This window comes from Shewanella sp. Sh95, from assembly GCF_001308045.1.
Classification (GTDB): Bacteria; Pseudomonadota; Gammaproteobacteria; order Enterobacterales; family Shewanellaceae; genus Shewanella; species Shewanella xiamenensis.
Genome location: NZ_LGYY01000121.1, coordinates 13,109 through 37,178, shown reverse-complemented (window position 1 = coordinate 37,178; position 24,070 = coordinate 13,109). Strand labels below are relative to the sequence as shown.

At 46.7% G+C, this 24,070-nt stretch carries 34 protein-coding genes; 1 reads left to right on the top strand and 33 read right to left on the bottom strand.

Annotated elements, in window-relative coordinates; genetic code table 11:
* Positions 1-226: 226 nt before the first annotated feature.
* A complete protein-coding gene (locus AEA42_RS09230) occupies positions 227-1,231 on the top strand; it encodes an ABC transporter substrate binding protein (protein WP_050991392.1) in 1,005 nt (334 codons plus the stop codon).
* A gap of 62 nt (positions 1,232-1,293) precedes the next feature.
* Here AEA42_RS09230 and rplQ read toward each other — a convergent pair whose 3' ends face one another.
* The 33 genes from rplQ to rpoC all read right to left on the bottom strand — a co-directional run bounded on the left by rplQ (position 1,294) and on the right by rpoC (position 23,994).
* A complete protein-coding gene (gene rplQ, locus AEA42_RS09225) occupies positions 1,294-1,689 on the bottom strand; it encodes a 50S ribosomal protein L17 (protein WP_007644470.1) in 396 nt (131 codons plus the stop codon).
* A 40-nt stretch (positions 1,690-1,729) separates the two neighbouring features.
* Entirely contained in the window at positions 1,730-2,719 is a 990-nt protein-coding gene (gene rpoA / locus AEA42_RS09220; protein WP_011070632.1) for a DNA-directed RNA polymerase subunit alpha, read from the bottom strand.
* 24 nt (positions 2,720-2,743) lie between these two features.
* Positions 2,744-3,364, bottom strand: coding sequence for a 30S ribosomal protein S4 (gene rpsD, locus AEA42_RS09215; RefSeq protein ID WP_037421477.1), 621 nt, complete (start codon positions 3,362-3,364; stop codon positions 2,744-2,746).
* A 31-nt stretch (positions 3,365-3,395) separates the two neighbouring features.
* Positions 3,396-3,788: a 30S ribosomal protein S11 gene (rpsK, locus tag AEA42_RS09210; protein WP_006083577.1), complete on the bottom strand. Its 393-nt coding sequence runs from the start codon at positions 3,786-3,788 to the stop codon at positions 3,396-3,398.
* Between the two features lie 14 nt (positions 3,789-3,802).
* Positions 3,803-4,159, bottom strand: coding sequence for a 30S ribosomal protein S13 (gene rpsM, locus AEA42_RS09205; protein ID WP_011070630.1), 357 nt, complete (start codon positions 4,157-4,159; stop codon positions 3,803-3,805).
* Positions 4,160-4,273: 114 nt separating this feature from the next.
* Positions 4,274-4,387, bottom strand: a complete 114-nt coding sequence (rpmJ, locus tag AEA42_RS21790) for a 50S ribosomal protein L36 (RefSeq protein ID WP_006083579.1) — start codon at positions 4,385-4,387, stop codon at positions 4,274-4,276.
* 22 nt (positions 4,388-4,409) lie between these two features.
* Positions 4,410-5,750, bottom strand: coding sequence for a preprotein translocase subunit SecY (secY, locus tag AEA42_RS09200; protein ID WP_011621032.1), 1,341 nt, complete (start codon positions 5,748-5,750; stop codon positions 4,410-4,412).
* Positions 5,751-5,757: 7 nt separating this feature from the next.
* Positions 5,758-6,192, bottom strand: coding sequence for a 50S ribosomal protein L15 (gene rplO, locus AEA42_RS09195; RefSeq protein ID WP_011070628.1), 435 nt, complete (start codon positions 6,190-6,192; stop codon positions 5,758-5,760).
* A 3-nt stretch (positions 6,193-6,195) separates the two neighbouring features.
* Positions 6,196-6,378, bottom strand: a complete 183-nt coding sequence (gene rpmD, locus AEA42_RS09190; RefSeq protein WP_007644440.1) for a 50S ribosomal protein L30 — start codon at positions 6,376-6,378, stop codon at positions 6,196-6,198.
* Positions 6,379-6,384: 6 nt separating this feature from the next.
* The gene (rpsE, locus tag AEA42_RS09185; RefSeq protein ID WP_007644438.1) at positions 6,385-6,888 is read right to left on the bottom strand and encodes a 30S ribosomal protein S5; all 504 of its coding nucleotides are present in this window, start codon (positions 6,886-6,888) and stop codon (positions 6,385-6,387) included.
* Positions 6,889-6,900: 12 nt separating this feature from the next.
* Positions 6,901-7,251, bottom strand: coding sequence for a 50S ribosomal protein L18 (gene rplR / locus AEA42_RS09180; protein ID WP_011715467.1), 351 nt, complete (start codon positions 7,249-7,251; stop codon positions 6,901-6,903).
* Between the two features lie 10 nt (positions 7,252-7,261).
* Entirely contained in the window at positions 7,262-7,795 is a 534-nt protein-coding gene (rplF, locus tag AEA42_RS09175; RefSeq protein ID WP_037421473.1) for a 50S ribosomal protein L6, read from the bottom strand.
* 10 nt (positions 7,796-7,805) lie between these two features.
* On the bottom strand, positions 7,806-8,198 hold the full coding sequence (gene rpsH, locus AEA42_RS09170; protein ID WP_007644434.1) for a 30S ribosomal protein S8: 393 nt from the start codon (positions 8,196-8,198) through the stop codon (positions 7,806-7,808).
* A 24-nt stretch (positions 8,199-8,222) separates the two neighbouring features.
* Positions 8,223-8,528: a 30S ribosomal protein S14 gene (gene rpsN / locus AEA42_RS09165; RefSeq protein WP_011070625.1), complete on the bottom strand. Its 306-nt coding sequence runs from the start codon at positions 8,526-8,528 to the stop codon at positions 8,223-8,225.
* Between the two features lie 10 nt (positions 8,529-8,538).
* Positions 8,539-9,078, bottom strand: a complete 540-nt coding sequence (gene rplE / locus AEA42_RS09160; protein ID WP_011070624.1) for a 50S ribosomal protein L5 — start codon at positions 9,076-9,078, stop codon at positions 8,539-8,541.
* A gap of 12 nt (positions 9,079-9,090) precedes the next feature.
* The gene (rplX, locus tag AEA42_RS09155; protein WP_011070623.1) at positions 9,091-9,405 is read right to left on the bottom strand and encodes a 50S ribosomal protein L24; all 315 of its coding nucleotides are present in this window, start codon (positions 9,403-9,405) and stop codon (positions 9,091-9,093) included.
* 11 nt (positions 9,406-9,416) lie between these two features.
* Positions 9,417-9,785 carry a 50S ribosomal protein L14 gene (gene rplN / locus AEA42_RS09150; protein WP_006083590.1) on the bottom strand — a complete coding sequence of 123 codons (369 nt, stop codon included), beginning with the start codon at positions 9,783-9,785 and terminating at the stop codon, positions 9,417-9,419.
* A 177-nt stretch (positions 9,786-9,962) separates the two neighbouring features.
* On the bottom strand, positions 9,963-10,211 hold the full coding sequence (gene rpsQ, locus AEA42_RS09145; protein ID WP_011070622.1) for a 30S ribosomal protein S17: 249 nt from the start codon (positions 10,209-10,211) through the stop codon (positions 9,963-9,965).
* Positions 10,211-10,402: a 50S ribosomal protein L29 gene (gene rpmC / locus AEA42_RS09140; protein ID WP_007644429.1), complete on the bottom strand. Its 192-nt coding sequence runs from the start codon at positions 10,400-10,402 to the stop codon at positions 10,211-10,213. The genes rpsQ and rpmC overlap by 1 nt, the downstream gene beginning before the upstream one ends.
* Positions 10,402-10,812 carry a 50S ribosomal protein L16 gene (rplP, locus tag AEA42_RS09135; protein ID WP_006083593.1) on the bottom strand — a complete coding sequence of 137 codons (411 nt, stop codon included), beginning with the start codon at positions 10,810-10,812 and terminating at the stop codon, positions 10,402-10,404. Before rplP ends, rpmC begins: the two co-directional genes overlap by 1 nt.
* Before the next feature lie 11 nt (positions 10,813-10,823).
* The gene (rpsC, locus tag AEA42_RS09130; RefSeq protein ID WP_011070621.1) at positions 10,824-11,516 is read right to left on the bottom strand and encodes a 30S ribosomal protein S3; all 693 of its coding nucleotides are present in this window, start codon (positions 11,514-11,516) and stop codon (positions 10,824-10,826) included.
* 9 nt (positions 11,517-11,525) lie between these two features.
* Positions 11,526-11,858 (bottom strand): 50S ribosomal protein L22, encoded by a 333-nt coding sequence (rplV, locus tag AEA42_RS09125; protein WP_006083595.1) that lies wholly within the window; start codon positions 11,856-11,858, stop codon positions 11,526-11,528.
* Between the two features lie 15 nt (positions 11,859-11,873).
* Positions 11,874-12,152, bottom strand: coding sequence for a 30S ribosomal protein S19 (gene rpsS, locus AEA42_RS09120; RefSeq protein WP_006083596.1), 279 nt, complete (start codon positions 12,150-12,152; stop codon positions 11,874-11,876).
* A gap of 14 nt (positions 12,153-12,166) precedes the next feature.
* A complete protein-coding gene (gene rplB, locus AEA42_RS09115; protein WP_011621028.1) occupies positions 12,167-12,991 on the bottom strand; it encodes a 50S ribosomal protein L2 in 825 nt (274 codons plus the stop codon).
* Between the two features lie 16 nt (positions 12,992-13,007).
* The gene (gene rplW, locus AEA42_RS09110) at positions 13,008-13,310 is read right to left on the bottom strand and encodes a 50S ribosomal protein L23 (protein WP_037421480.1); all 303 of its coding nucleotides are present in this window, start codon (positions 13,308-13,310) and stop codon (positions 13,008-13,010) included.
* Positions 13,310-13,915, bottom strand: a complete 606-nt coding sequence (gene rplD / locus AEA42_RS09105) for a 50S ribosomal protein L4 (RefSeq protein ID WP_011070618.1) — start codon at positions 13,913-13,915, stop codon at positions 13,310-13,312. The genes rplW and rplD overlap by 1 nt, the downstream gene beginning before the upstream one ends.
* Before the next feature lie 17 nt (positions 13,916-13,932).
* The gene (gene rplC, locus AEA42_RS09100; RefSeq protein WP_011070617.1) at positions 13,933-14,571 is read right to left on the bottom strand and encodes a 50S ribosomal protein L3; all 639 of its coding nucleotides are present in this window, start codon (positions 14,569-14,571) and stop codon (positions 13,933-13,935) included.
* A gap of 27 nt (positions 14,572-14,598) precedes the next feature.
* Entirely contained in the window at positions 14,599-14,910 is a 312-nt protein-coding gene (gene rpsJ / locus AEA42_RS09095) for a 30S ribosomal protein S10 (protein ID WP_011070616.1), read from the bottom strand.
* A gap of 330 nt (positions 14,911-15,240) precedes the next feature.
* Positions 15,241-16,425 (bottom strand): elongation factor Tu, encoded by a 1,185-nt coding sequence (gene tuf, locus AEA42_RS09090; protein WP_055647561.1) that lies wholly within the window; start codon positions 16,423-16,425, stop codon positions 15,241-15,243.
* A 71-nt stretch (positions 16,426-16,496) separates the two neighbouring features.
* Positions 16,497-18,593, bottom strand: coding sequence for an elongation factor G (fusA, locus tag AEA42_RS09085; RefSeq protein ID WP_037418387.1), 2,097 nt, complete (start codon positions 18,591-18,593; stop codon positions 16,497-16,499).
* Between the two features lie 78 nt (positions 18,594-18,671).
* Positions 18,672-19,142 carry a 30S ribosomal protein S7 gene (rpsG, locus tag AEA42_RS09080; protein WP_011070613.1) on the bottom strand — a complete coding sequence of 157 codons (471 nt, stop codon included), beginning with the start codon at positions 19,140-19,142 and terminating at the stop codon, positions 18,672-18,674.
* 80 nt (positions 19,143-19,222) lie between these two features.
* Positions 19,223-19,597 carry a 30S ribosomal protein S12 gene (gene rpsL, locus AEA42_RS09075; protein WP_011070612.1) on the bottom strand — a complete coding sequence of 125 codons (375 nt, stop codon included), beginning with the start codon at positions 19,595-19,597 and terminating at the stop codon, positions 19,223-19,225.
* 179 nt (positions 19,598-19,776) lie between these two features.
* Positions 19,777-23,994 (bottom strand): DNA-directed RNA polymerase subunit beta', encoded by a 4,218-nt coding sequence (gene rpoC / locus AEA42_RS09070; RefSeq protein ID WP_037418390.1) that lies wholly within the window; start codon positions 23,992-23,994, stop codon positions 19,777-19,779.
* Positions 23,995-24,070: the final 76 nt, after the last annotated feature.

Below are 24,070 nucleotides of genomic sequence, written 5' to 3'. Positions count from 1 at the left end.
TCAATCAGTGCCTTAGAGGCCAGCATCAAGCTGTTTAATCGTTTTAGGTGAAGTTCTGGGCAGTATTGGTGTAAAGAATGTTGTAGGATATTGGCTTCGCGCATCTTGTTGTCCAAGTGTAGTTTTTGGCGAAACCATTTGATCATGCAACAAGATGCGCTTCCACCCTAATTTGATGATTTATTTGTAAATCATCAGGGGATTCTTCAGCACTAGGTATCTCTCCATGAATTTAATTAAGTTATTAATTAAAAGATGGCGACAGATTTTTACCTTAATGCTGGCATGTTTCATACCAATGGCATATGCGGCCAAGGTGGTTGTCATCGAGAGCTATCACCAAGGTTACACGTGGGATAAGCAGTATTATCAAGCCATACTCGATACATTGACACCTCTCAATGAGGTAAATCACTTTGAAATGGACACAAAACGGCTACCTAAAAATCTTCATGCAAAACGGGCAGAACTAGCATGGCAATTTATTCAACAACAAAAACCACAGTTAGTGATCCTAGCAGATGATAATGCCGTTAATTATCTACACCAACGGTTAAACTCAAGCCAAATTCCAGTGGTATACCTTGGCATTAATATGAACCCAAGAGAATATCACTTAAATGAATATAAGCGTTTTACGGGTGTGCTTGAAAGACCTCTACTCAGACGCTCTCTGCTATTACTGCAACGAATATTACCAATATCAAAGCACCGAAAAATCTTAGTTCTGTTCGATCAAAGTGATACGTCTAGACTTGCAGCGGAATATATCAGTAAGCAGCAACTGAGCATGTTGAGCGATGTGGAAGTTGAAATATTACAACTAAATCAACTTAGTGAATGGCAAAAGCAAGTCATTGCAGCTAAAGACAATGGCTTTAGTGCGATAGTCGTTGCACTTTATCATGCAGTGAGGGATGACAAAGATCAGTCGGTTGATGCTGAAGAATTATTAGGATGGGTTTCAGCTAACACGCCAGTACCCAATTTTGGTTTTTGGGGATTTAGCGTATACAACAACGGCAATATCGGCGGCTATGTTCTCGATGGTTACCAACACGGCAAGATCGCAGCCAAAATGGCCTCAAGGATCCTCGCAGGTGAGAAACCGGAAAACATATTCCCAGTAACAGATGACCTAGGACAATTTATGTTTAGCCGTAAAGGGTTAAGTAAATGGCACTTAACATTGCCTAAAGAAATCGAGAAACAAACGACTTGGGTCGAGTAAGTTAAAACGAGCTGAAATAAAAAGCCGGGCTTAGAGCCCGGCTTTTAAATTTGTAACCTTAATTACTCAGCAGCTTCAACATCAACAGCTTGAGCAGCTTCTGGACGACCTACTAGCTCGATGTAAGCCATTGGGGCTTTATCACCAGCACGTAAACCGCACTTAAGGATACGGGTGTAGCCACCAGGACGTTCCTGGTAACGTGGACCCAATTCAGTGAATAACTTACCTACGACTTCAGCGTCGCGAGTACGTGCAAACGCTAAACGACGGTTTGCAACGCTGTCACTCTTAGCAAGTGTTATCAGAGGCTCAACTACGCGACGCAGTTCTTTCGCTTTAGCTACGGTTGTCTTGATGATCTCATGACGAACCAGTGAGCTTGCCATGTTACGGAACATAGCTTGGCGGTGGCTGCTGTTGCGGTTAAGTTGACGACCACTCTTACGATGGCGCATGACCTAATCCTTATAACCTAAATCTGTACAAACCTGAGACTTATAGGTCGTCTGCTAAACTAGCTGGAGGCCAGTTTTCCAGACGCATACCTAACGACAGTCCGCGAGAAGCTAAAACGTCCTTAATTTCAGTAAGAGATTTCTTACCTAAGTTAGGGGTTTTCAGCAGCTCAACTTCAGTACGCTGTACCAGATCTCCGATGTAATGAATCGCTTCGGCTTTCAAACAGTTAGCCGAACGTACAGTTAGCTCTAAATCGTCGACAGGACGCAACAGAATCGGATCGAACTCCGGCTTCTCTTCCTTCATTTCTGGCTCAGTCACGTCACGCAGCTCAACAAACGCATCCAGCTGTTCAGCTAAGATGGTTGCAGAACGACGGATAGCTTCCTCAGGATCAATAGTACCATTAGTGGTCATATCGATAACGAGTTTATCCAAGTCAGTACGCTGTTCAACACGAGCTGCTTCTACATTGTAGGCAATACGTGCGACTGGCGAGAAAGAAGCATCAACCAGCAAGCGGCCGATTGGGCGATCATCGTCTTCTGTCTGTGCACGAGCAGATGCTGGCACATAACCACGACCACGCTCAACGCGAATACGCATGCTGATATCATTGTTACCTGTCAAATGACAGATAACATGATCAGGATTCACGATAGTGACATCACCATCATGCGTGATATCTGCTGCGATGACAGGGCCTGCGCCGGACTTGCTTAATGTAAGCATAGCCTCGTCTTTACCCTCGATAGTCACTGCTAATCCTTTCAGATTAAGCAAGATTTCAAGGATATCTTCTTGTACGCCTTCCTTACTGCTGTATTCGTGCAGTACGCCGTCAATCTCGACTTCGGTAACCGCGCAGCCGGGCATAGACGACAATAGGATGCGACGCAACGCGTTACCTAAAGTGTGGCCGAAACCACGCTCAAGCGGTTCCAAAGTAACCTTGGCACGTGTTGAGTTAACCTGCTCGATATCAACGAGACGCGGTTTAAGAAATTCTGTAACAGAACCCTGCATTGTGTCCTCTCTTGTTTGTTAGCCTTACTTAGAGTAAAGCTCGACGATCAGCTGTTCGTTAATTTCCGCAGACAAATCGCTACGTTCTGGAATACGCTTGAAAGCACCTTCCATTTTCGCGCTGTCGACTTCAACCCATGTAGGCTTCTCGCGTTGACCAGCCACTTCTAAAGCCGCTTTGATACGAGCTTGAGTGCGTGACTTTTCACGGATGCTTACAACATCATTCGCAGACACTTTGAATGACGGAATGTTAACAACACGACCGTTAACCATAACAGATTTATGGCTTACTAGCTGACGTGATTCTGCACGAGTCGCACCGAAACCCATACGATAAACAACGTTATCTAAACGAGTTTCTAAAAGTTGCAACAGGTTTTCACCGGTGTTGCCTTTCAGACGTGCAGCCTCTTTATAGTAGTTACGGAATTGCTTTTCTAACACACCGTAAATACGACGAACTTTTTGTTTTTCGCGTAACTGTAAACCGTACTCTGACAGACGTGGCTTACGAGCGCCATGCTGTCCTGGTGCAGATTCCAGTTTACACTTAGAATCGATTGCTCTCACACCGCTTTTTAAGAAAAGGTCAGTACCTTCTCGGCGGCTGAGCTTGAGCTTGGGACCCAAGTATCTTGCCATGATCTTTCTCCAACTATCCTAATGAAACGCGTTATACACGACGCTTTTTAGGAGGACGACAACCATTATGAGGGATCGGCGTCACATCGGTAATGTTGGTAATTTTGTAACCAACAGCGTTCAGCGCACGAATGGCTGATTCACGACCTGGACCTGGACCCTTCACAAACACTTCAAGGTTTTTTAAACCGTAGTCTTGAGCAGCAGCGCCTGCACGCTCAGCAGCTACCTGTGCAGCAAATGGCGTAGATTTACGTGAACCACGGAAACCTGAACCACCTGAAGTAGCCCATGACAACGCATTACCTTGACGATCTGTAATGGTGACAATTGTGTTGTTGAAAGAAGCATGGATATGAGCCATGCCATCTGCAACCTGTTTACGTACGCGCTTACGCGGAGAACGTGACGGAACTTTAGCCATTGTCTACCTTCCCGTTACTTCTTGATTGGTTTACGTGGACCTTTACGCGTACGCGCATTGGTCTTAGTACGTTGCCCACGAAGAGGCAGGCTACGACGATGGCGGAGACCACGATAACAACCAAGATCCATAAGACGCTTGATGTTCATAGAAATCTCACGACGTAAGTCACCTTCTACTAAGTATTTGGCAACTTCTTCGCGTAGGGTGTCGATTTGAGCTTCGCTCAATTCCTTGATCTTAGCAGTTTCAGCAATTGACGTAGCTGCGCAGATTGCTCTAGCGCGAGTACGGCCGATGCCGAAAATTGCAGTCAATGCGATGACTGTATGCTTTTGATCAGGAATGTTAATGCCAGCGATACGGGCCACTATGCACTCCTTAAGTTAAAGGCCAACTGCGAAAAGCCCGAAAGGATACTCGACAGTTGACAGATTTGCAAACAATATTTGTTCAGCCCAACAGTGGGCTGAACAATTTCACTTTTAGCCTTGACGCTGTTTGTGTTTTGGTTCAACACAGATAACGCGCACAACGCCACTACGCTTGACGATCTTGCAGTTACGGCAGATCTTCTTCACGGAAGCTCGAACTTTCATTTCATCACTCCGTAAAGCTTACTTAGCGACCAAAACGATCTAAATTCGCTTTGTTAACTAGGTTAGCTTTCTTCATCACAGACTCATACTGATGTGACATCATATGGGTCTGAACCTGAGCCATGAAGTCCATGATTACGACTACCATAATTAGTAGTGAAGTACCGCCAAAATAGAACTGTACTTTCCACGCAATTAGCATGAACTCCGGAATTAAACAGATAAAGGTAATGTATAACGCGCCAGCTAATGTTAGGCGAGTCATTACTTTATCAATGTAACGCGAAGTCTGTTCTCCAGGACGGATCCCAGGGATGAATGCACCACTCTTCTTCAGGTTGTCTGCTGTTTCACGTGGATTAAATACCAACGCTGTATAGAAGAAACAGAAGAAGATAATCGCTGCTGCATACAATAATGAGTAAAGCGGTTGTCCAGGTGACACGGCCAATGAAAAATCACTTAACCATGACATAGACTCATTTTGACCAAACCACTGAGCCAGTGTGCCTGGGAACAAAATAATGCTTGACGCAAAAATTGGAGGAATTACACCCGCCATGTTTATTTTCAGTGGCAAGTGAGTAGATTGCGCAGCGAATACCTTACGGCCTTGCTGACGCTTAGCATAGTTAACGACGATACGACGTTGACCACGCTCTACAAACACCACGAAATAAGTCACAGCAAAAATAATTACCGCGAGCAACAACAACACTAACACATTCAGGTCACCTTGACGCGCCTGCTCAGCCGTTTGGCCGATAGCGGAAGGTAATCCAGCAACAATACCTGCGAAAATTAAAATCGAGATACCGTTACCTATACCTCGTTCGGTAATTTGCTCACCTAGCCACATCAGGAACATAGTCCCTGTCACTAAGCTCACAACCGCTACAAAGTAGAAACCGAATCCAATATTGACCACTAGGCCTGGGACTAAGTTTGGTAACCCTGTTGCAATACCGATCGACTGGAATGTACCCAGCACCAACGTACCCCATCGTGTGTACTGACTGATTTTTTTACGTCCAGACTCGCCTTCTTTTTTCAATTCAGCGAGTGCAGGATGCACAACAGTCAATAACTGCATGATAATCGATGCCGAAATGTACGGCATAATACCTAATGCAAAGATAGAAGCACGGGAAAGAGCACCACCCGAGAACATGTTAAACATGCCTAGGATGGTCCCTTTTTGCTGAGCAAACAGCTCTGCTAATACAGCTGCGTCAATACCAGGAATTGGTACAAACGAACCGGCCCTAAAGACGATAATCGCACCAATCACGAACAGGAGGCGAGCCTTCAACTCTGAAAGTCCACCTTTCGCGCTTTTTAAATCAAGTCCTGGTTTTGCCATCGACGTATTATTCCTCGATCTTACCGCCAGCAGCTTCAATTGCTGCACGTGCACCTTTGGTTACCTTCAGACCTTTTACAGTCACTGGGCGCTCAATGGTACCTGAAAGAACGATTTTCGCAAACTGGATGTTGCGAGTAATAACGTTCGCATCTTTCAGAGCGTTTAAGTCGATAACATCACCGTTAACTTTAGCCAGTTCGAGTACACGAACTTCAGCTGTTACCATAGCGCGACGCGAGGTAAAACCAAATTTAGGTAAACGGATCTTAAGTGGCATTTGACCACCCTCGAAGCCTGGGCGTACACCGCCACCGCTACGAGATTTTTGGCCTTTGTGACCACGACCTGCAGTTTTACCTAAACCTGAGCCCATACCACGGCCTACACGCTTTGGTGCATGCTTAGCGCCTGCAGCTGGAGATAGAGTATTTAAACGCATCTATTAATCCTCCACCTTAACCATGTAGTAGACCTTGTTGATCATACCGCGAACTGAAGGAGTATCTTCTAATTCAACAGTGTGACCAATGCGACGCAGACCAAGACCTGTTAAGGTCGCACGGTGCTTTGGTAAACGACCGATAGCACTTTTAGTCTGAGTAACTTTTACAGTTTTAGTTGCCATGGTGCATTACCCCCGAATTTCGTCAACATTCAGGCCACGCTTAGCTGCGATTTGCGATGGTGACTTCATGTGCACCAGAGCATCTACAGTCGCGCGAACGATGTTGATCGGGTTAGTAGAACCGTATGCTTTAGACAGAACGTTATGAACGCCTGCAACTTCCAATACGGCACGCATTGCGCCACCGGCGATAATACCGGTACCCTGTGATGCTGGTTGCATGTATACACGTGAACCAGTATGACGACCTTTAACTGGGTGATGCAGAGTACCTGCATTCAACTCAACGGTCACCATGTTACGACGGGCTTTTTCCATAGCTTTTTGAATTGCTGCTGGAACTTCGCGCGCTTTACCATAGCCATAGCCGACCTTACCATTACCATCACCCACTACTGTCAGTGCTGTGAAGCTAAAGATACGACCGCCCTTAACTACTTTAGAAACACGATTAACTGCAATTAATTTCTCTTGCAGATCGTCTTTTTGCTGAGCTTCTAATTTAGCCATTTTTATAACCCCTTAGAACTGGAGGCCAGCTTCACGAGCAGCATCTGCTAGAGCAGCTACACGACCGTGATACTTGAAACCAGAACGATCGAACGCAACTGTTGTTACGCCTTTTTCGATCGCGCGCTCAGCAATAAATTTACCTACTGCCTTAGCCGCGTCTACGTTACCGGTACTCTTCAGTTGCTCTTTAACCGCTTTTTCCACGGTTGAAGCAGCTGCCACCACCTGAGCTTCAGGATTGATCACCTGAGCATAAATGTGACGCGGTGTACGATGTACAACCAGACGGTTCACGCCCAGCTCTTGGATCTTCTTACGAGCGCGAATAGCGCGACGTAAGCGAGATGTTTTCTTATCCATATCGCGTTACCTACTTCTTCTTAGCCTCTTTACGGCGTACTTCTTCGTCGTCATAGCGAACACCCTTGCCTTTGTATGGCTCTGGTGGACGATATCCGCGAATCTCAGCAGCGACTTGGCCAATTAACTGTTTATCAACGCCACGTAGGACGATGTCAGTTTGGCTAGGGCACTCTGCAGTAACGCCTGCGGGCAGTTTGTGTACTAACGGATGAGAGAAACCTAAAGTAAGGTCAATGTCAGCACCGACGAGTTTCGCACGGTAACCAACGCCAACTAACTTTAATTTACGCTCAAAACCTTGAGATACACCAACAACCATGTTGTTTACTAACGCACGTGTTGTACCAGCCTGTGCCCAAGCGCCAACTGCGCCCTCAACAGGAAGGAATTTAATCACGCCACCTTCAATAACAACATTGACCGCATTGTTGATCACTCGAGTCAGACTTCCTTTCGCGCCTTTGACGGTCAGGGTCTGTTCGTTTAAGGTCACCTCTACGCCAGCTGGAATAGATACTGGTGCTTTTGCTACACGAGACATTCCTAGCTCCTTATGCTACGTAGCAGATAACCTCGCCACCCATGCCTGCAAGGCGGGCGGCACGATCAGTCATCAGGCCTTTAGAAGTGGACACAATTGCGACACCCAGTCCGCCCATCACTTTAGGAAGTTCGTTTTTACCTTTGTAAATACGAAGACCTGGACGGCTTACACGCTGGATAGTCTCAACGACTGGTTGGCCTTGGAAGTACTTTAAGGTAATTTCCAATTCAGGCTTGGCTTCATCTGCTACGGCGTAATCCGCGATGTAACCTTCTTCTTTAAGCAGTTTCGCAATAGCGACTTTCAGCTTAGCAGAAGGCATCTTCACAGATACTTTGTTAGCAGCTTGGCCGTTACGAATACGGGTTAACATATCCGCAATAGGATCTTGCATGCTCATATTAGCTTACTCCGTGACAAGTGCTTACCAGCTAGCCTTACGCAGGCCAGGAACTTCACCACGCATGGTTGCTTCACGTAATTTGATACGGCTTAAACCGAACTTACGTAGGAAACCATGTGGGCGACCAGTTTGATTACAACGATTGCGTTGACGCGATGCGCTGGAATCACGTGGTAGAGCTTGCAGCTTTAATACTGCATCCCAACGATCTTCATCAGAAGAAGCTGGACTTGCAATAATCACTTTCAGAGCAGCACGCTTTTCAGCGAACTTAGCTACGAGCTGTGCACGCTTTGCTTCACGTGCTTTCATTGATGTTTTTGCCATTACGCTACCCTTATTTCTTGAATGGGAAGTTAAAAGCGTCTAACAAAGCACGACCTTCTTCATCAGTCTTCGCAGAGGTAGTGATAACAATATCCATACCGCGAATTTTATCGATTTTATCGTAATCGATCTCTGGGAAAATGATCTGCTCACGCACGCCCATCGCGTAGTTACCACGGCCATCGAACGCTTTAGCGCTCAGACCACGGAAGTCACGGATACGTGGGATTGCGATGTCAACTAAACGCTCTAAGAATTCCCACATACGCTCACCGCGCAGGGTCACTTTACAGCCAATAGGGTAGCCTTCACGGATTTTAAAACCAGCAACTGATTTACGAGCAACAGTTACTACTGGTTTTTGACCAGCAATTGCAGTCATGTCACGGACAGCATGTTCCATAACTTTTTTGTCTGCAACGGCTTCGCCAACACCCATGTTCAGGGTGATTTTCTCAATCCGAGGGACTTGCATGACACTGGTATAACCGAACTTTTGAGTCAGTTCAGCGACAACAGTCTCTTGATATTTATCATGCAGTTTCGCCATCGTTTACTCCAGTTACTTAACGAGTTCACTGTTCGATTTAAAGAAACGAACTTTTTTGCCGTCTTCAAATCGGAAACCAACACGATCCGCCTTGCCAGTGACAGGGTTAAAGATCGCAACATTTGATGCTTGAATCGGTGCTTCTTTCTCAACAATACCACCGGCTACACCCAGTTGTGGGTTTGGCTTTTGGTGTTTTTTGACAAGATTGATGCCTTCAACAATTAACTTACCAGTAGGTAATACTTGAGCAACTTTAGCACGCTTGCCCTTGTCTTTACCTGCTAATACGATTACTTCGTCTTGACGACGGATTTTAGCTGCCATTTTGAAGCTCCTTACAGTACTTCTGGTGCCAGCGAGACAATTTTCATAAATTGCTCATTACGCAATTCACGTGTCACTGGTCCAAAGATACGAGTACCAATCGGCTGCAGGTTGTTGTTCAAAAGAACAGCTGCATTCCGATCGAAGCGAATGACAGAACCGTCTGGACGACGTACGCCTTTCTTAGTACGGACTACCACCGCGTTATACACATCACCTTTCTTCGCTTTAGCGCGAGGAATTGCTTCTTTAACAGAAACTTTGATAATGTCGCCGATACCGGCATAACGACGATGAGAGCCACCCAAGACCTTAATACACTGAACTCTGCGTGCGCCGCTGTTACATGCGACGTCAAGAGTCGATTGCATTTGGATCATTTTAAGTGCTCCGCTATCGTTACTACACAATTCCCACTATGGGACTATAAACACCATTTTTGCTTTGAATTTAGTCAAAAATGGGGCGCAAATATAACACCATAAATATGGAATGTATAGTATTAAAAAACAAACGGCCCCAAATACTGGAGCCGTTTACCTAAATGCCTAATATTATTAGGCCTTTGATACTACTTCAACCAGGGTCCAAGACTTAGTCTTAGACAAAGGACGACATTCGCGAATCGCGACTACGTCACCTTCATTGCACTGATTAGCTTCGTCATGTGCATGGATCTTAGTCGTACGCTTAATGTATTTCCCATAGATTGGGTGTTTCACTTGGCGTTCGATAGCGACAGTAATGGTTTTATCCATTTTGTTGCTAGTGACACGACCTTGCAAAGTACGGATTTTATCAGACATTATGCACCCGCCTTAGAAGTAATAATGGTCTTAACGCGCGCAATATTACGGCGCACCAATTTCAGTTGATGAGTCTGAGTCAACTGACCAGTGGCGTGTTGCATACGCAGGTTGAACTGCTCACGCAGCAGACCAAGTAGTTCAGCGTTCAGTTCTTCAACGCTCTTTTCTCTTAGTTCGCTCGCTTTCATTACATCACCGTCTTAGTTACGAAGGTAGTCTTGATTGGAAGCTTGGCAGCAGCTAAAGCAAACGCTTCACGAGCGATCACTTCAGAAACACCATTCATCTCATAAAGAACCTTACCAGGTTGAATCTGACATACCCAGTATTCAACGTTACCTTTACCTTTACCCATACGCACTTCAAGAGGCTTAGAGGTAATAGGTTTGTCCGGGAAAACTCGAATCCAAATTTGTCCCTGACGCTTAATGTGACGTGTCATGGCACGACGTGCAGATTCGATCTGACGAGCAGTTAAACGACCACGGCCGACTGCTTTCAGACCAAAAGTACCAAAGCTAACTTCGGTACCGTTCGCTAGACCGCGGTTGCGGCCTTTGAACATCTTGCGAAACTTCATACGTTTAGGTTGCAGCATTGCCGGCTCTCCTATTTACCACGAGGCTTGCGCTTAGGTTGCTGCTGTTTCGGCTCTTCAATCTGTGGCAGCATTCCGTCCAGAACTTCACCTTTGAAGATCCAAACTTTAATACCAATCACACCATATTGAGTGTGACTTTCAGAGGTTGAATAGTCGATATCAGCACGCAGTGTGTGCAAAGGTACACGACCTTCGCGATACCACTCAGAGCGCGCAATCTCAGCACCGCCTAAACGGCCACTAACTTCAACTTTGATACCTTGAGCACCAATACGCATTGCGTTTTGTACCGCACGCTTCATCGCGCGACGGAACATAACACGACGCTCTAATTGCTGTGCAATTGAGTCAGCAACTAACTTGGCATCTAGCTCAGGTTTACGGATCTCAGCGATGTTAATTTGAGCAGGAGTGCCAGCCAGTTTTGAAACGGCAGCACGCAATACTTCAACGTCTTCACCTTTCTTACCAATCACAACCCCTGGACGGGCTGTGTGAATAGTAACGCGGATGCTTTTCGCTGGGCGTTCAATAACAATCTTAGATACTGACGCAGCTTGCAGTTTGTCTGCAAGATACTTACGCACTTCCCAGTCGCTGTTCAGGTTATTTGCATAATCTGACTTATCTGCGTACCAGGTAGAGATCCAAGGCTTGGTGATACCCAGACGGATACCATTAGGATGTACTTTCTGTCCCATTGCTCTCTCCTAGCGATCTGATACAACCACAGTGATGTGGCTGGTACGCTTCATGATACGATCAGCGCGGCCTTTAGCACGTGGCATGATACGCTTCATAGTTGGACCCTCGTCAACGAAGACGGCGCCTACTTTTAGCTCATCAATATCCGCGCCTTCGTTGTGTTCGGCGTTTGCGATAGCTGAGTCAAGTACTTTTTTAACCAGTACGGCGGCTTTCTTTGGGCTGAAAGTCAAAATTTCGAGGGCCTTAGCAACAGGCAAACCGCGAATTTGATCAGCAACGAGACGAGCCTTCTGCGCAGACGTACGGGCAAAACGATGTTTAGCTAAAACTTCCATCTTATTCCTCCCGTATTAACGCTTCTTCGCTTTCTTATCAGCAGCATGGCCGCGATAAGTGCGAGTTGGTGAGAATTCACCAAGTTTGTGGCCGATCATTTCGTCAGTTACGAACACAGGAACGTGCTGACGACCATTATGGACAGCGATGGTCAAACCAATCATATTTGGAATGATCATAGAGCGACGTGACCAAGTCTTAATAGGCTTCTTGTCACCTGCTTCCATCGCTTTCTCTACCTTCTTCAGCAAGTGCAGGTCAATGAAGGGACCTTTCTTGAGAGAACGTGGCATGGCGAATCCTCTTACTATTTATTACGACGACGTACGATGTACTTGTCAGTGCGCTTGTTACTACGAGTCTTATAACCCTTAGTTGGCACACCCCATGGAGTCACTGGGTGACGACCACCAGAAGTACGGCCTTCACCACCACCGTGTGGATGGTCTACCGGGTTCATTGCAACACCGCGAACTGTTGGGCGAACGCCTCTCCAGCGCTTAGCACCTGCTTTACCTAACTGGCGTAGCATGTGTTCGGCATTACCAACTTCACCAAATGTTGCGCGGCAATCAACTGGCACTTTGCGCATTTCGCCAGAGCGAAGACGTAAAGTGGCATATGCGCCATCACGAGCAACAACTTGTACATAAGCACCCGCTGAACGCGCGATCTGAGCACCTTTACCAGGCTTCATTTCTACAGCGTGCACAACAGAACCTACTGGAATATTGCGCAGTGGCATTGCGTTACCGGTTTTGATTTCGGCTTCAACACCAGACTGGATCTTGTCGCCAGCTTGCATGCCTTTAGCAGCAAGGATGTAACGACGCTCACCATCCGCATACAGTACTAGAGCGATGTGCGCAGTACGGTTTGGATCGTATTCCAGACGCTCAATTTTTGCAGGGATACCATCTTTATCGCGTTTGAAGTCGATTAAACGGTAGTGCTGCTTGTGACCGCCACCAACGTGACGAACAGTGATACGGCCAGTGTTGTTACGGCCACCACTTTTAGATTTTTTCGCCAACAGGCCAGCAAAAGGTTTACCCTTGTGCAGGTCAGAGTTCACCACTTTAACAACGTGGCGACGACCTGGAGAGGTTGGCTTACACTTAATAACTGCCATGATAATTCTCCTTTGCTTACTCAGCGCCGCCGACGAAATCGATGTCAGCACCAGCAGCTAAAGTCACGTAGGCTTTTTTCCAATCGCTACGACGGCCAGTACGGCCACCAGTACGTTTAGTTTTGCCTTTGCTCACTAAAGTGCGAACTGATTCGACTTCAACTTCAAATAGCTTAGCAACAGCAGCTTTAATTTCAGCTTTAGTTGCATCGATAGCTACGCGGAAAACAACAGTGTTGTGCTTCTCAGCATTCACAGTGCTCTTTTCAGAGATGTGAGGTGCCAGAATTACTTTTAGCAAACGTTCTTCGCGGATCATCATGCTAGCATCTCCTCGATTTGCTTAACTGCATCAGCAGTCACAAGCACTGTGTTGAACGCGATCAGACTTACTGGGTCTAGACCTGCAACGTCACGAACGTCAACCTTGTACAGGTTGCGAGCTGCTAAGAATAAATTCTCGTCAACTTCTGAAGTCACAATTAACACGTCTTCTAAGTTCATTGCTTTCAGTTTAGCTTTCAGCTCTTTAGTTTTAGGAGCTTCAACGCTGAATGATTCAACAACAACCAGACGGTCTTGACGTACCAGTTCAGACAGAATGCTTTTCAGCGCGCCGCGGTACATCTTCTTGTTAACTTTTTGGCTGTGATCTTGAGTTTTAGCAGCGAAAGTTACGCCACCGCCACGCCAGATTGGGCCCTTAACACCACCCGCACGAGCGCGGCCAGTGCCTTTTTGGCGCCATGGCTTTTTGCCAGAGCCAGTTACTTCCGCACGAGTCTTTTGAGCACGAGTGCCCTGACGCGCGTTTGCAGCGTATGCTACAACTACCTGATGAACCAGTGCCTCGTTAAAGTCACGGCCGAAGGTAGTTTCGGAAACTTCAAGAGCGCTTTGCGCGTCTTTCAATACCAATTCCATTACTATCTCCTCAGACCTTAAGCTTTAACTGCAGGCTTGATGATCAGGTCGCCATTAGTTGCGCCCGGAACAGCACCTTTAACCAGTAGCAGGTTACGTTCAACATCTACACGTACAACGTCTAGATTTTGAGTAGTAACACGCTCGGCACCCATATGGCCTGACATTTTCTTGCCTTTAAATACGCGACCAGGCGTTTGGTTCTGACCGATAGAACCGTTCGAACGGTGCGACAAAGAGTTACCGTGCGTCATATCTTGAGTACGGAAGTTCCAACGCTTAACGCCGCCTTGGAAGCCTTTACCTTTTGATTGACCAGTAACGTCAACTTTCGCTACATCAGCGAAGATACCTACGTTTAGCTCAGCACCAACTTCAATGCCTTCGCCTTCACCGTCTGCCAGACGCAGTTCCCACAGTCCACGACCGGCTTCTACGCCGCTCTTAGCAAAGTGACCTGCTTCTGGTTTAGTGATGCGATTGGCTTTTTTGGTACCAGTAGTAACTTGAAGTGCGCGGTAGCCGTCAGTTTCTAAAGTTTTCACTTGAGTAACACGGTTGCCAGCAACTTCAATTACTGTAACAGGTATAGAAACACCATCTTCAGTGAAGATGCGAGTCATACCAACTTTACGACCAATAAGACCGATAGCCATCTCTCAAACCTCTTCTAAGGATCTCAATTAACCCAAGCTAATCTGTACGTCGACACCAGCCGCAAGATCTAAACGCATTAGAGCGTCTACAGTCTTTTCAGTTGGCTCTACGATGTCAACCAGGCGCTTGTGAGTACGTAATTCGTACTGGTCACGAGCATCTTTATTAACGTGCGGAGAGATCAAAACGGTATAACGCTCTTTGCGCGTAGGTAGTGGAATAGGACCACGTACTTGGGCGCCAGTACGCTTAGCAGTTTCAACGATTTCCGCTGTAGACTGATCAATTAAGCGATGATCAAACCCTTTTAAGCGGATACGGATTCTTTGGTTCTGCATTGACCAGAGCTCCTAAAATGGACACATAAAAAATCACCCTCTAGCTTCTTCCTTACTGGAAAAGCAGAGCGAGATGATTTAACCGTTCGACTCCCAATCGGAGCCGCTATGATAATGATAAGTTCAAATACTTGTCATTTAATTCGTTAACCTAGGTTAACGAGGGGGCCATTATACTCATCTGAAATCAGATTTCAAGCCCGCTGTGTAAATAGTCATCAAAAACTATTCAACGTCAGAGTGGCGAGCATTTTACACAAATTTCAGAATAACACCAGCCCAAAATAAAAAAGGAAGCCTAAGCTTCCTTTTTTCTAATCACAATTGCTATTACGCAATGATCTTAGCTACAACACCAGCGCCTACTGTACGGCCACCTTCACGAATTGCGAAGCGTAAACCTTCGTCCATCGCGATTGGGCAAATCAGCGTAACAACCATCTTGATGTTGTCACCAGGCATTACCATCTCTACGCCTTCTGGCAGTTCAATAGTACCGGTTACGTCAGTTGTACGGAAGTAGAACTGTGGACGGTAGCCTTTGAAGAATGGAGTGTGACGACCACCTTCTTCTTTTGACAGAACGTAAACTTCTGATTCAAAAGTAGTGTGTGGGTTGATTGAACCTGGCTTAGATAATACTTGACCACGTTCTACGTCATCACGCTTAGTACCACGTAATAAAATACCACAGTTCTCACCTGCACGACCTTCGTCAAGCAGCTTACGGAACATTTCTACACCAGTACAAGTTGTCTTGGTTGTAGTGCGGATACCAACGATTTCTACTTCGTCGCCCACTTTAACGATACCACGCTCTACACGACCTGTTACTACTGTACCACGGCCAGAAATAGAGAATACGTCTTCGATTGGCATCAGGAATGGCTTATCGATATCACGCTCTGGCTCTGGAATGTAAGAGTCTAAAGCTGCTGCCAGCTCAAGGATCTTCGCTTCCCACTCTGGCTCGCCTTCTAGCGCTTTCAGAGCTGAACCTTGGATTACTGGTAAGTCATCACCTGGGAAGTCGTATTCTGATAACAGTTCACGTACTTCCATTTCCACTAATTCTAACAGCTCAGCATCGTCAACCATGTCACATTTGTTCATGAATACGATGATGAATGGTACGCCAACCTGACGAGACAGCAGGATGTGCTCACGTGTTTGTGGCATTGGACCGTCTGTAGAAGCAACTACCAGGATCGCGCCGTCCATCTGTGCAGCACCAGTGATCATGTTTTTAACATAGTCAGCGTGGCCTGGGCAGTCTACGTGTGCGTAGTGGCGAGTTGGGGTGTCATACTCGATGTGAGAGGTATTGATGGTAATACCGCGCTCACGCTCTTCTGGAGCGTTATCGATTTGAGAGAAGTCTTTAGCTTCACCACCGTAGGTCTTAGCCAGTACGTGAGAGATAGCTGCAGTCAGAGTGGTTTTACCATGGTCAACGTGACCGATGGTGCCCACGTTTACGTGAGGCTTACTACGTTCAAATTTAGCTTTTGCCACGATATATTCCTTTCTTTTCAGAATAGTCCTGCATTGACAGGACCATATTACATTTATGTCGTAACTGGAAATTAGCTACGAGATTCAATAATCGCTTTCGCAATGTTTTGCGGTGCATCAGTGTACTTCAAGAACTCCATGGAGTAAGAAGCACGACCCTGAGTTGCAGAACGCAAATCAGTTGCATAACCAAACATTTCAGAAAGAGGCACTACTGCATGGACTATTTTGATGCCACCAAAGCCATCATCCATACCTTCAATCAAACCACGGCGACGGTTTAAATCACCAACAACATCACCCATATAGTTTTCTGGAGTAGTTACTTCTACTTTCATGCAAGGTTCGAGCAACACAGGTTTCGCCTCAAGCGCACCCTTTTTGAAGCCCATAGAACCCGCAATTTTGAACGCCATTTCATTCGAGTCCACATCATGATATGAACCATCGAATAGAGTGACCTTCACGTCCAATACAGGGAAGCCAGCGAGAACGCCATTCTTCATCTGCTCTTGGATACCTTTATCAACCGCAGGGATGAATTCACGTGGAACTACACCGCCAACGATTGCGTTGATAAATTCGTAACCAGCGCCTTCTTCATTAGGCTCTAGTTTTAACCAAACATGACCGAATTGTCCACGGCCACCTGATTGGCGTACAAATTTACCTTCAGCCTCAACTGATCCACGAATGGTTTCACGGTAGGCCACTTGTGGCTTACCTACGTTACACTCAACACCAAATTCGCGACGCATACGATCAACGATAATGTCTAAGTGTAACTCACCCATTCCAGAAATCAGTGTTTGTGATGATTCTTCGTCAGTTTCAACCCGGAATGAAGGATCCTCTGCTGCAAGTTTTTGCAGTGCGATACCCATTTTGTCCTGGTCGGCTTTTGACTTAGGTTCAACGGCAATGGTAATTACAGGTTCTGGGAACTCCATGCGTTCCAAGATTACTTTGTGGTCATTATCACAAAGTGTATCACCCGTGGTTACGTCTTTTAGACCAATAGCCGCGGCAATATCACCTGCACGGACTTCTTTCAGTTCTGTGCGGTCGTTAGCGTGCATCTGCACGATACGGCCAATACGTTCACGTTTCTGTTTAACAGAGTTGTAAACGCCAGAACCTGATTCAAGTACGCCTGAGTACACACGAATAAAGGTTAAAGTACCCACGAACGGGTCTGTAGCAATCTTAAATGCCAACGCCGCAAAGGGGGCGTTGTCATCTGATGGGCGCTCAACTTCTTGCTCATTGTCATCGATGCCCTTAATCGGTGGCACATCGACTGGTGCTGGCAAGAATTCTACTACCGCATCAAGAACCGCTTGAACGCCTTTGTTCTTAAATGCAGAACCACAGGTCGCTAAAACGATTTCATTATTTATAGTACGTTGACGCAGTGCTTTTTTGATCTCTTCTTCTGACAGGGTACCTTCTTCAAGATACTTGTCCATCAGTTCATCAGAGGCTTCAGCGGCTGCTTCAACCAGATACTCATGCATTTCAGCCGCTTTAGCTGCTAAATGTGCAGGGATCTCTTCATAAGAGAACGTCATCCCCTGGTCCGCTTCGTTCCAGTTAATGGCTTTCATCTTGATTAAGTCGATCACGCCAGTGAAGTTTTCTTCTGCGCCGATATTTAATTGGATCGGTACACAAGTTGCTCCAAGGCGAGTTCTGATTTGCTTCACTACACGTTCAAAGTCCGCGCCTGCACGGTCCATCTTGTTGACAAATACGATGCGTGGAACGCGGTATTTGTCAGCTTGACGCCATACGGTTTCTGATTGAGGTTCAACACCTGAAGCACCACAGAAAACCACAACAGCGCCGTCAAGAACGCGCAAAGAACGTTCAACTTCAATAGTAAAGTCAACGTGCCCAGGGGTATCGATGATATTGATGCGGTGTTCAGTGAATTGAGCATCCATACCACGCCAGAAAGTAGTGACAGCAGCCGAGGTGATAGTAATACCACGCTCTTGCTCTTGCACCATCCAGTCAGTGGTCGCGGCGCCGTCATGCACCTCACCGATTTTATGAGACAAACCGGTATAGAACAGAACACGTTCTGTTGTGGTGGTTTTACCTGCGTCCACATGAGCACAAATACCGATATTACGATAACGCTCAATTGGGGTTGTACGAGCCACGATTATACCCTCTCCACCAAAACCTAAGTCTTGGCAATATCAACAACAATGGTGTGGGCCTAAGCCCACACCATCAGATTACCAACGGTAATGAGCAAAGGCCTTGTTAGCTTCAGCCATGCGGTGCACGTCTTCACGCTTCTTAACAGCAGTACCTTTGTTTTCAGACGCATCTAGCATTTCACCTGCTAGACGTAAAGCCATAGATTTTTCACCACGCTTACGTGCAGCTTCAACTAACCAGCGCATCGCCAGTGCGTTACGACGCACAGGACGAACTTCACATGGTACCTGGTATGTAGAACCACCCACGCGACGAGATTTAACTTCGACTGATGGGCGAACGTTGTCCAGGGCTGCTTCAAGGATGTCTAAATGGTTAGCGCCTTTCTTTTCAGCGATAACATCAAGAGCCTTGTAAATGATTTTTTCAGCAGTCGACTTTTTGCCGTCCTGCATAATGACGTTGATGAACTTAGCCAGCAACTCACTGTGAAACTTTGGATCTGGTAGGATTTTACGTTGTCCTACAACGCGACGTCTTGGCATAACAATTCTCCGTATGCTTCAGGGATTTCCAAAACTGGAATTCTCAAAATAAACTAGCTTGGCCTTACTTAACGGATACGTTAAGACTTAGGACGCTTAGCACCGTACTTAGAACGGCTTTGGCGACGTGAAGTCACGCCTGCACAGTCTAATGCGCCACGAACAGTGTGGTAGCGAACACCAGGTAAGTCTTTAACACGACCACCACGGATCAAAATCACGCTGTGTTCCTGCAGGTTGTGGCCTTCACCGCCGATGTACGAAGTAACTTCGAAACCGTTAGTTAGACGCACACGAGCTACTTTACGTAGTGCAGAGTTAGGTTTTTTAGGGGTTGTTGTGTACACACGTGTACAAACACCACGCTTTTGTGGGCACGCATTCAACGCAGGCACATTAGTCTTGTCGACTTTTGGCGCGCGTGGCTTACGTACCAACTGGTTTACAGTTGCCATGTATAGCTCCGAGTCAGTTGAATCAAACTCAACGATAAGGTGTGAAAAATCTATATCCCACAATGGTGGGACGCGGAATTTTAGAAAGGTAAAGCCTAACTGTCAAGAAATAGCCAACTTTTGCGGCATATTCCAATAAAAAAGGCGCCAACGGCGCCTTTTTGTTACAAACTGATTACTTAATCTTGGCTGCCAGCCAAGTTTAAGAGGTCTGCAAGGTTTTGTTCTGCTTCACTTGCAGTGATCTTATTCACTACAACTGGCTCGTCTTTCTTAGCACGGGCATCGTTACGGGTCTTGTGATAAGCGTAACCAGTACCGGCTGGGATCAGACGGCCAACGATTACGTTTTCTTTCAGACCACGTAAGTTATCAGACTTACCACCTACGGCAGCTTCGGTCAGTACGCGAGTTGTTTCTTGGAACGATGCTGCAGAGATAAACGATTCTGTTGCCAGAGACGCTTTGGTAATACCCAGCAGTTCACGTTCGAAGGTCGCAGGCACTTTGCCTTGTTCGATCAGGTCGCGGTTAGCGATCTTCACGCGAGACACTTCTACTTGTTCGCCTTCTAAGAACTCACTGTCACCCGCAGAGGTGATCACGCACTTACGCAGCATTTGACGGATGATCACTTCGATATGTTTATCGTTGATCTTCACGCCTTGTAGACGATATACGTCTTGTACTTCGTTCACAATGTAGCTTGCTACGTTGTGAATGCCACGTAGACGCAGAATATCGTGCGCCGCTTCTGGACCGTCAGCAATAACTTCACCACGTTCGACTTTTTCACCTTCGAACACGTTTAAGTTACGCCATTTCGGGATCATCTCTTCGTACTGTTCACCGCCATCCGCAGGTGTAATCACCAGACGACGCTTGCCTTTAGTCTCTTTACCAAACGAGATGGTACCAGAGATTTCTGCCAGAATTGCAGGCTCTTTTGGCTTACGGGCTTCGAACAGGTCGGCAACGCGTGGTAGACCACCCGTGATGTCGCGTGTTTTAGACGATTCTTGTGGAATACGTGCTAACGCGTCACCCACGGCGATTTGCGCATTGTCGTCAAGGTTAACGATCGCACTGCCTGGTAAGAAGTATTGTGCTGGTACTTCTGTACCTGGGATCATCAGGTCACTACCGTCGGCACCAACCAGACGGATCATTGGGCGCATTTCTTTACCCGCTGAACCACGTTGACCCACGTCGAGGATCACGATTGATGACAGACCAGTCAATTCGTCTGTTTGACGAGTCATGGTCACGCCGTCGATCATGTCAACGAACTTAATACTACCCGCCACTTCAGTGATGATTGGGTGAGTATGTGGGTCCCAGTTAGCGATGATATCGCCTGCTTCTACTGATGCTTCTTCTAACTTCTCGAGCACAGTACCGTAAGGCACTTTATAACGCTCTTTCTCACGACCTAATTCGTCGATGATTGCCAGTTCAGAAGAACGAGAAACGATAACCAGCTTGCCGTCTGTGTTTGTTACGTACTTAGCGTTGTGCAGTTTCAACGAACCTGAGTTCTTCACTTGAACGTTGTTTTCTGCAGAGGCACGTGACGCAGCACCACCGATGTGGAACGTACGCATCGTTAACTGTGTACCAGGTTCACCGATTGATTGTGCAGCCACAACACCGATCGCTTCACCGTGGTTGATGATATGGCCACGGGCCAAGTCACGGCCGTAACAGGCAGCACACACACCAAAATCGGTATCACAGGTAATGACTGAACGAACAATCACTTCATCGATTGAATGCTCTTCTAACTTGTCACACCATGCTTCATCGAGCAGGGTGTTACGTGGTGCCAGTACGTCTTCAGTGCCAGGATAGAACACATCAACAGCAACCACACGACCCAGTACGCGTTCACGTAATGGCTCAACCACATCACCACCTTCGATCAGCGGCTTCATGGTTAGACCTTCGTGAGTACCACAATCGTCTTCAATGACGACTAAGTCTTGAGCAACGTCTACCAGACGACGAGTCAGGTAACCCGAGTTCGCTGTCTTCAATGCAGTATCGGCAAGACCTTTACGCGCACCGTGAGTAGAAATAAAGTACTGAAGTACGTTTAGACCTTCACGGAAGTTAGCGGTAATTGGCGTTTCAATGATCGAACCGTCTGGTTTCGCCATCAGACCACGCATACCCGCTAACTGACGGATCTGTGCAGCACTACCACGAGCGCCAGAGTCGGCCATCATGTAAATGCTATTGAACGAAGCTTGTTTTTCTTCAACGCCATCACGGTTAATCACTGTCTCAGTTGACAGGTTTTCCATCATCGCTTTAGAAACTTTTTCGTTCGCACTTGCCCAGATGTCGATAACTTTGTTGTAACGCTCACCGGCAGTAACCAGACCTGATTGGAACTGCTCTTGAATTTCGAGCACTTCGGCTTCAGCGTCAGCAACTAAGGTGTACTTCTCAGCTGGGATCACCATGTCGTCGATACCGACAGATGCACCAGAGATAGTGGCGTAACGGAAACCTGTATACATCAGTTGGTCAGCGAAGATAACGGTATCTTTCAGACCTAATTGACGGTAACAGGTGTTTAACAGCTTAGAAATCTGCTTTTTGCCCATGTTCTGGTTAACCAGATCAAATGACAAACCTGCTGGCAGAATCAATGACAGCAGAGCACGACCGACTGTAGTATCTACGATACGACGTTGTTCAGTACGCTCACCATTGTCACCGATAACGGTTTCAGTGATACGCACTTTCACGCGGGCATGCAGTTCAGCAGCGCCAGTTGCATAAGCTTTTTCAACTTCAGCAACAGACATAAAGTACATACCTTCACCACGGCCGTTAATACGCTCACGGCTGGTGTAGTACAGACCTAATACCACGTCTTGTGATGGAGTGATTACAGGCTCGCCGTTGGCTGGTGACAGGATGTTGTTGGTAGACATCATCAGGGCACGGGCTTCAAGCTGCGCTTCCAGTGTTAACGGTACGTGTACAGCCATTTGGTCACCGTCGAAGTCGGCGTTGTATGCCGCACAAACGAGTGGGTGTAACTGGATGGCTTTACCTTCAATCAGTACAGGTTCGAACGCTTGGATACCGAGTCTGTGCAGTGTTGGTGCACGGTTAAGCATCACTGGATGTTCGCGGATCACTTCATCCAGAACGTCCCAAACTTCCGCCACTTCACGCTCTACCATCTTCTTAGCCGCTTTGATGGTTGTCGCTAAGCCACGACCTTCCAGCTTGCCATAGATGAATGGCTTGAACAGTTCCAGTGCCATCTTCTTAGGAAGACCACATTGGTGCAGACGTAAAGTAGGACCTACGGTAATTACCGAACGACCAGAGTAGTCAACACGCTTACCTAACAAGTTCTGACGGAAACGACCTTGTTTACCTTTGATCATATCGGCCAAAGATTTCAGAGGACGTTTGTTAGAACCGGTAATAGCACGACCACGACGACCGTTATCTAATAGCGCATCAACAGACTCTTGTAACATACGCTTTTCGTTGCGTACGATGATGTCCGGCGCAGCTAAATCTAACAGACGCTTCAAACGGTTGTTACGGTTGATCACACGGCGGTACAGATCGTTCAGATCTGACGTCGCGAAGCGGCCGCCATCGAGCGGTACCAGCGGACGTAAGTCAGGTGGTAACACAGGCAGTACTTTTAAGATCATCCACTCTGGCTTGTTACCAGAAGTGTGGAACGCTTCCATCAACTTAAGACGCTTGGTCACTTTCTTGCGACGAGTCTCAGAGTTGATTGATGGCAGCTCTTCACGCATTTGTTCGATTTCTTTTTCAAGATCGATTGCGCGCAGCAGTTCTAATACCGCTTCAGCACCCATCTTGGCTTCGAATTCGTCACCGTACTCTTCTAATGCGTCCAGATAGTTTTCTTCTGTCAGCATTTGGCCACGCTCAAGGCTGGTCATGCCAGGCTCGATCACGACGAAAGATTCAAAATACAGTACGCGCTCGATATCACGCAGCGTCATGTCCAGCATTAAACCGATACGAGACGGCAGTGATTTCAAGAACCAAATGTGGGCAACTGGGCTAGCCAGTTCAATGTGACCCATACGCTCACGACGTACTTTAGTCTGGGTAACTTCTACACCACACTTTTCACAGATCACACCACGGTGCTTCAAACGCTTGTACTTACCGCACAAACATTCGTAATCTTTGACTGGGCCAAAGATACGCGCACAGAACAGACCTTCACGCTCAGGCTTGAAGGTACGGTAGTTAATGGTTTCTGGCTTCTTAACTTCACCAAAAGACCAAGAACGGATCAGATCAGGCGATGCCAGACCAATTTTGATGCCGTTAAATTCTTCAGTCTTGCTTTGCTGTTTCAGAAACTTTAATAAGTCTTTCACGTTTCTCTCCTGAAGGAGTTAAACCGGGTGCTCCGCGACTGCGGAGCACCATTCTGTTGCCAAACGTTGCCTTAAG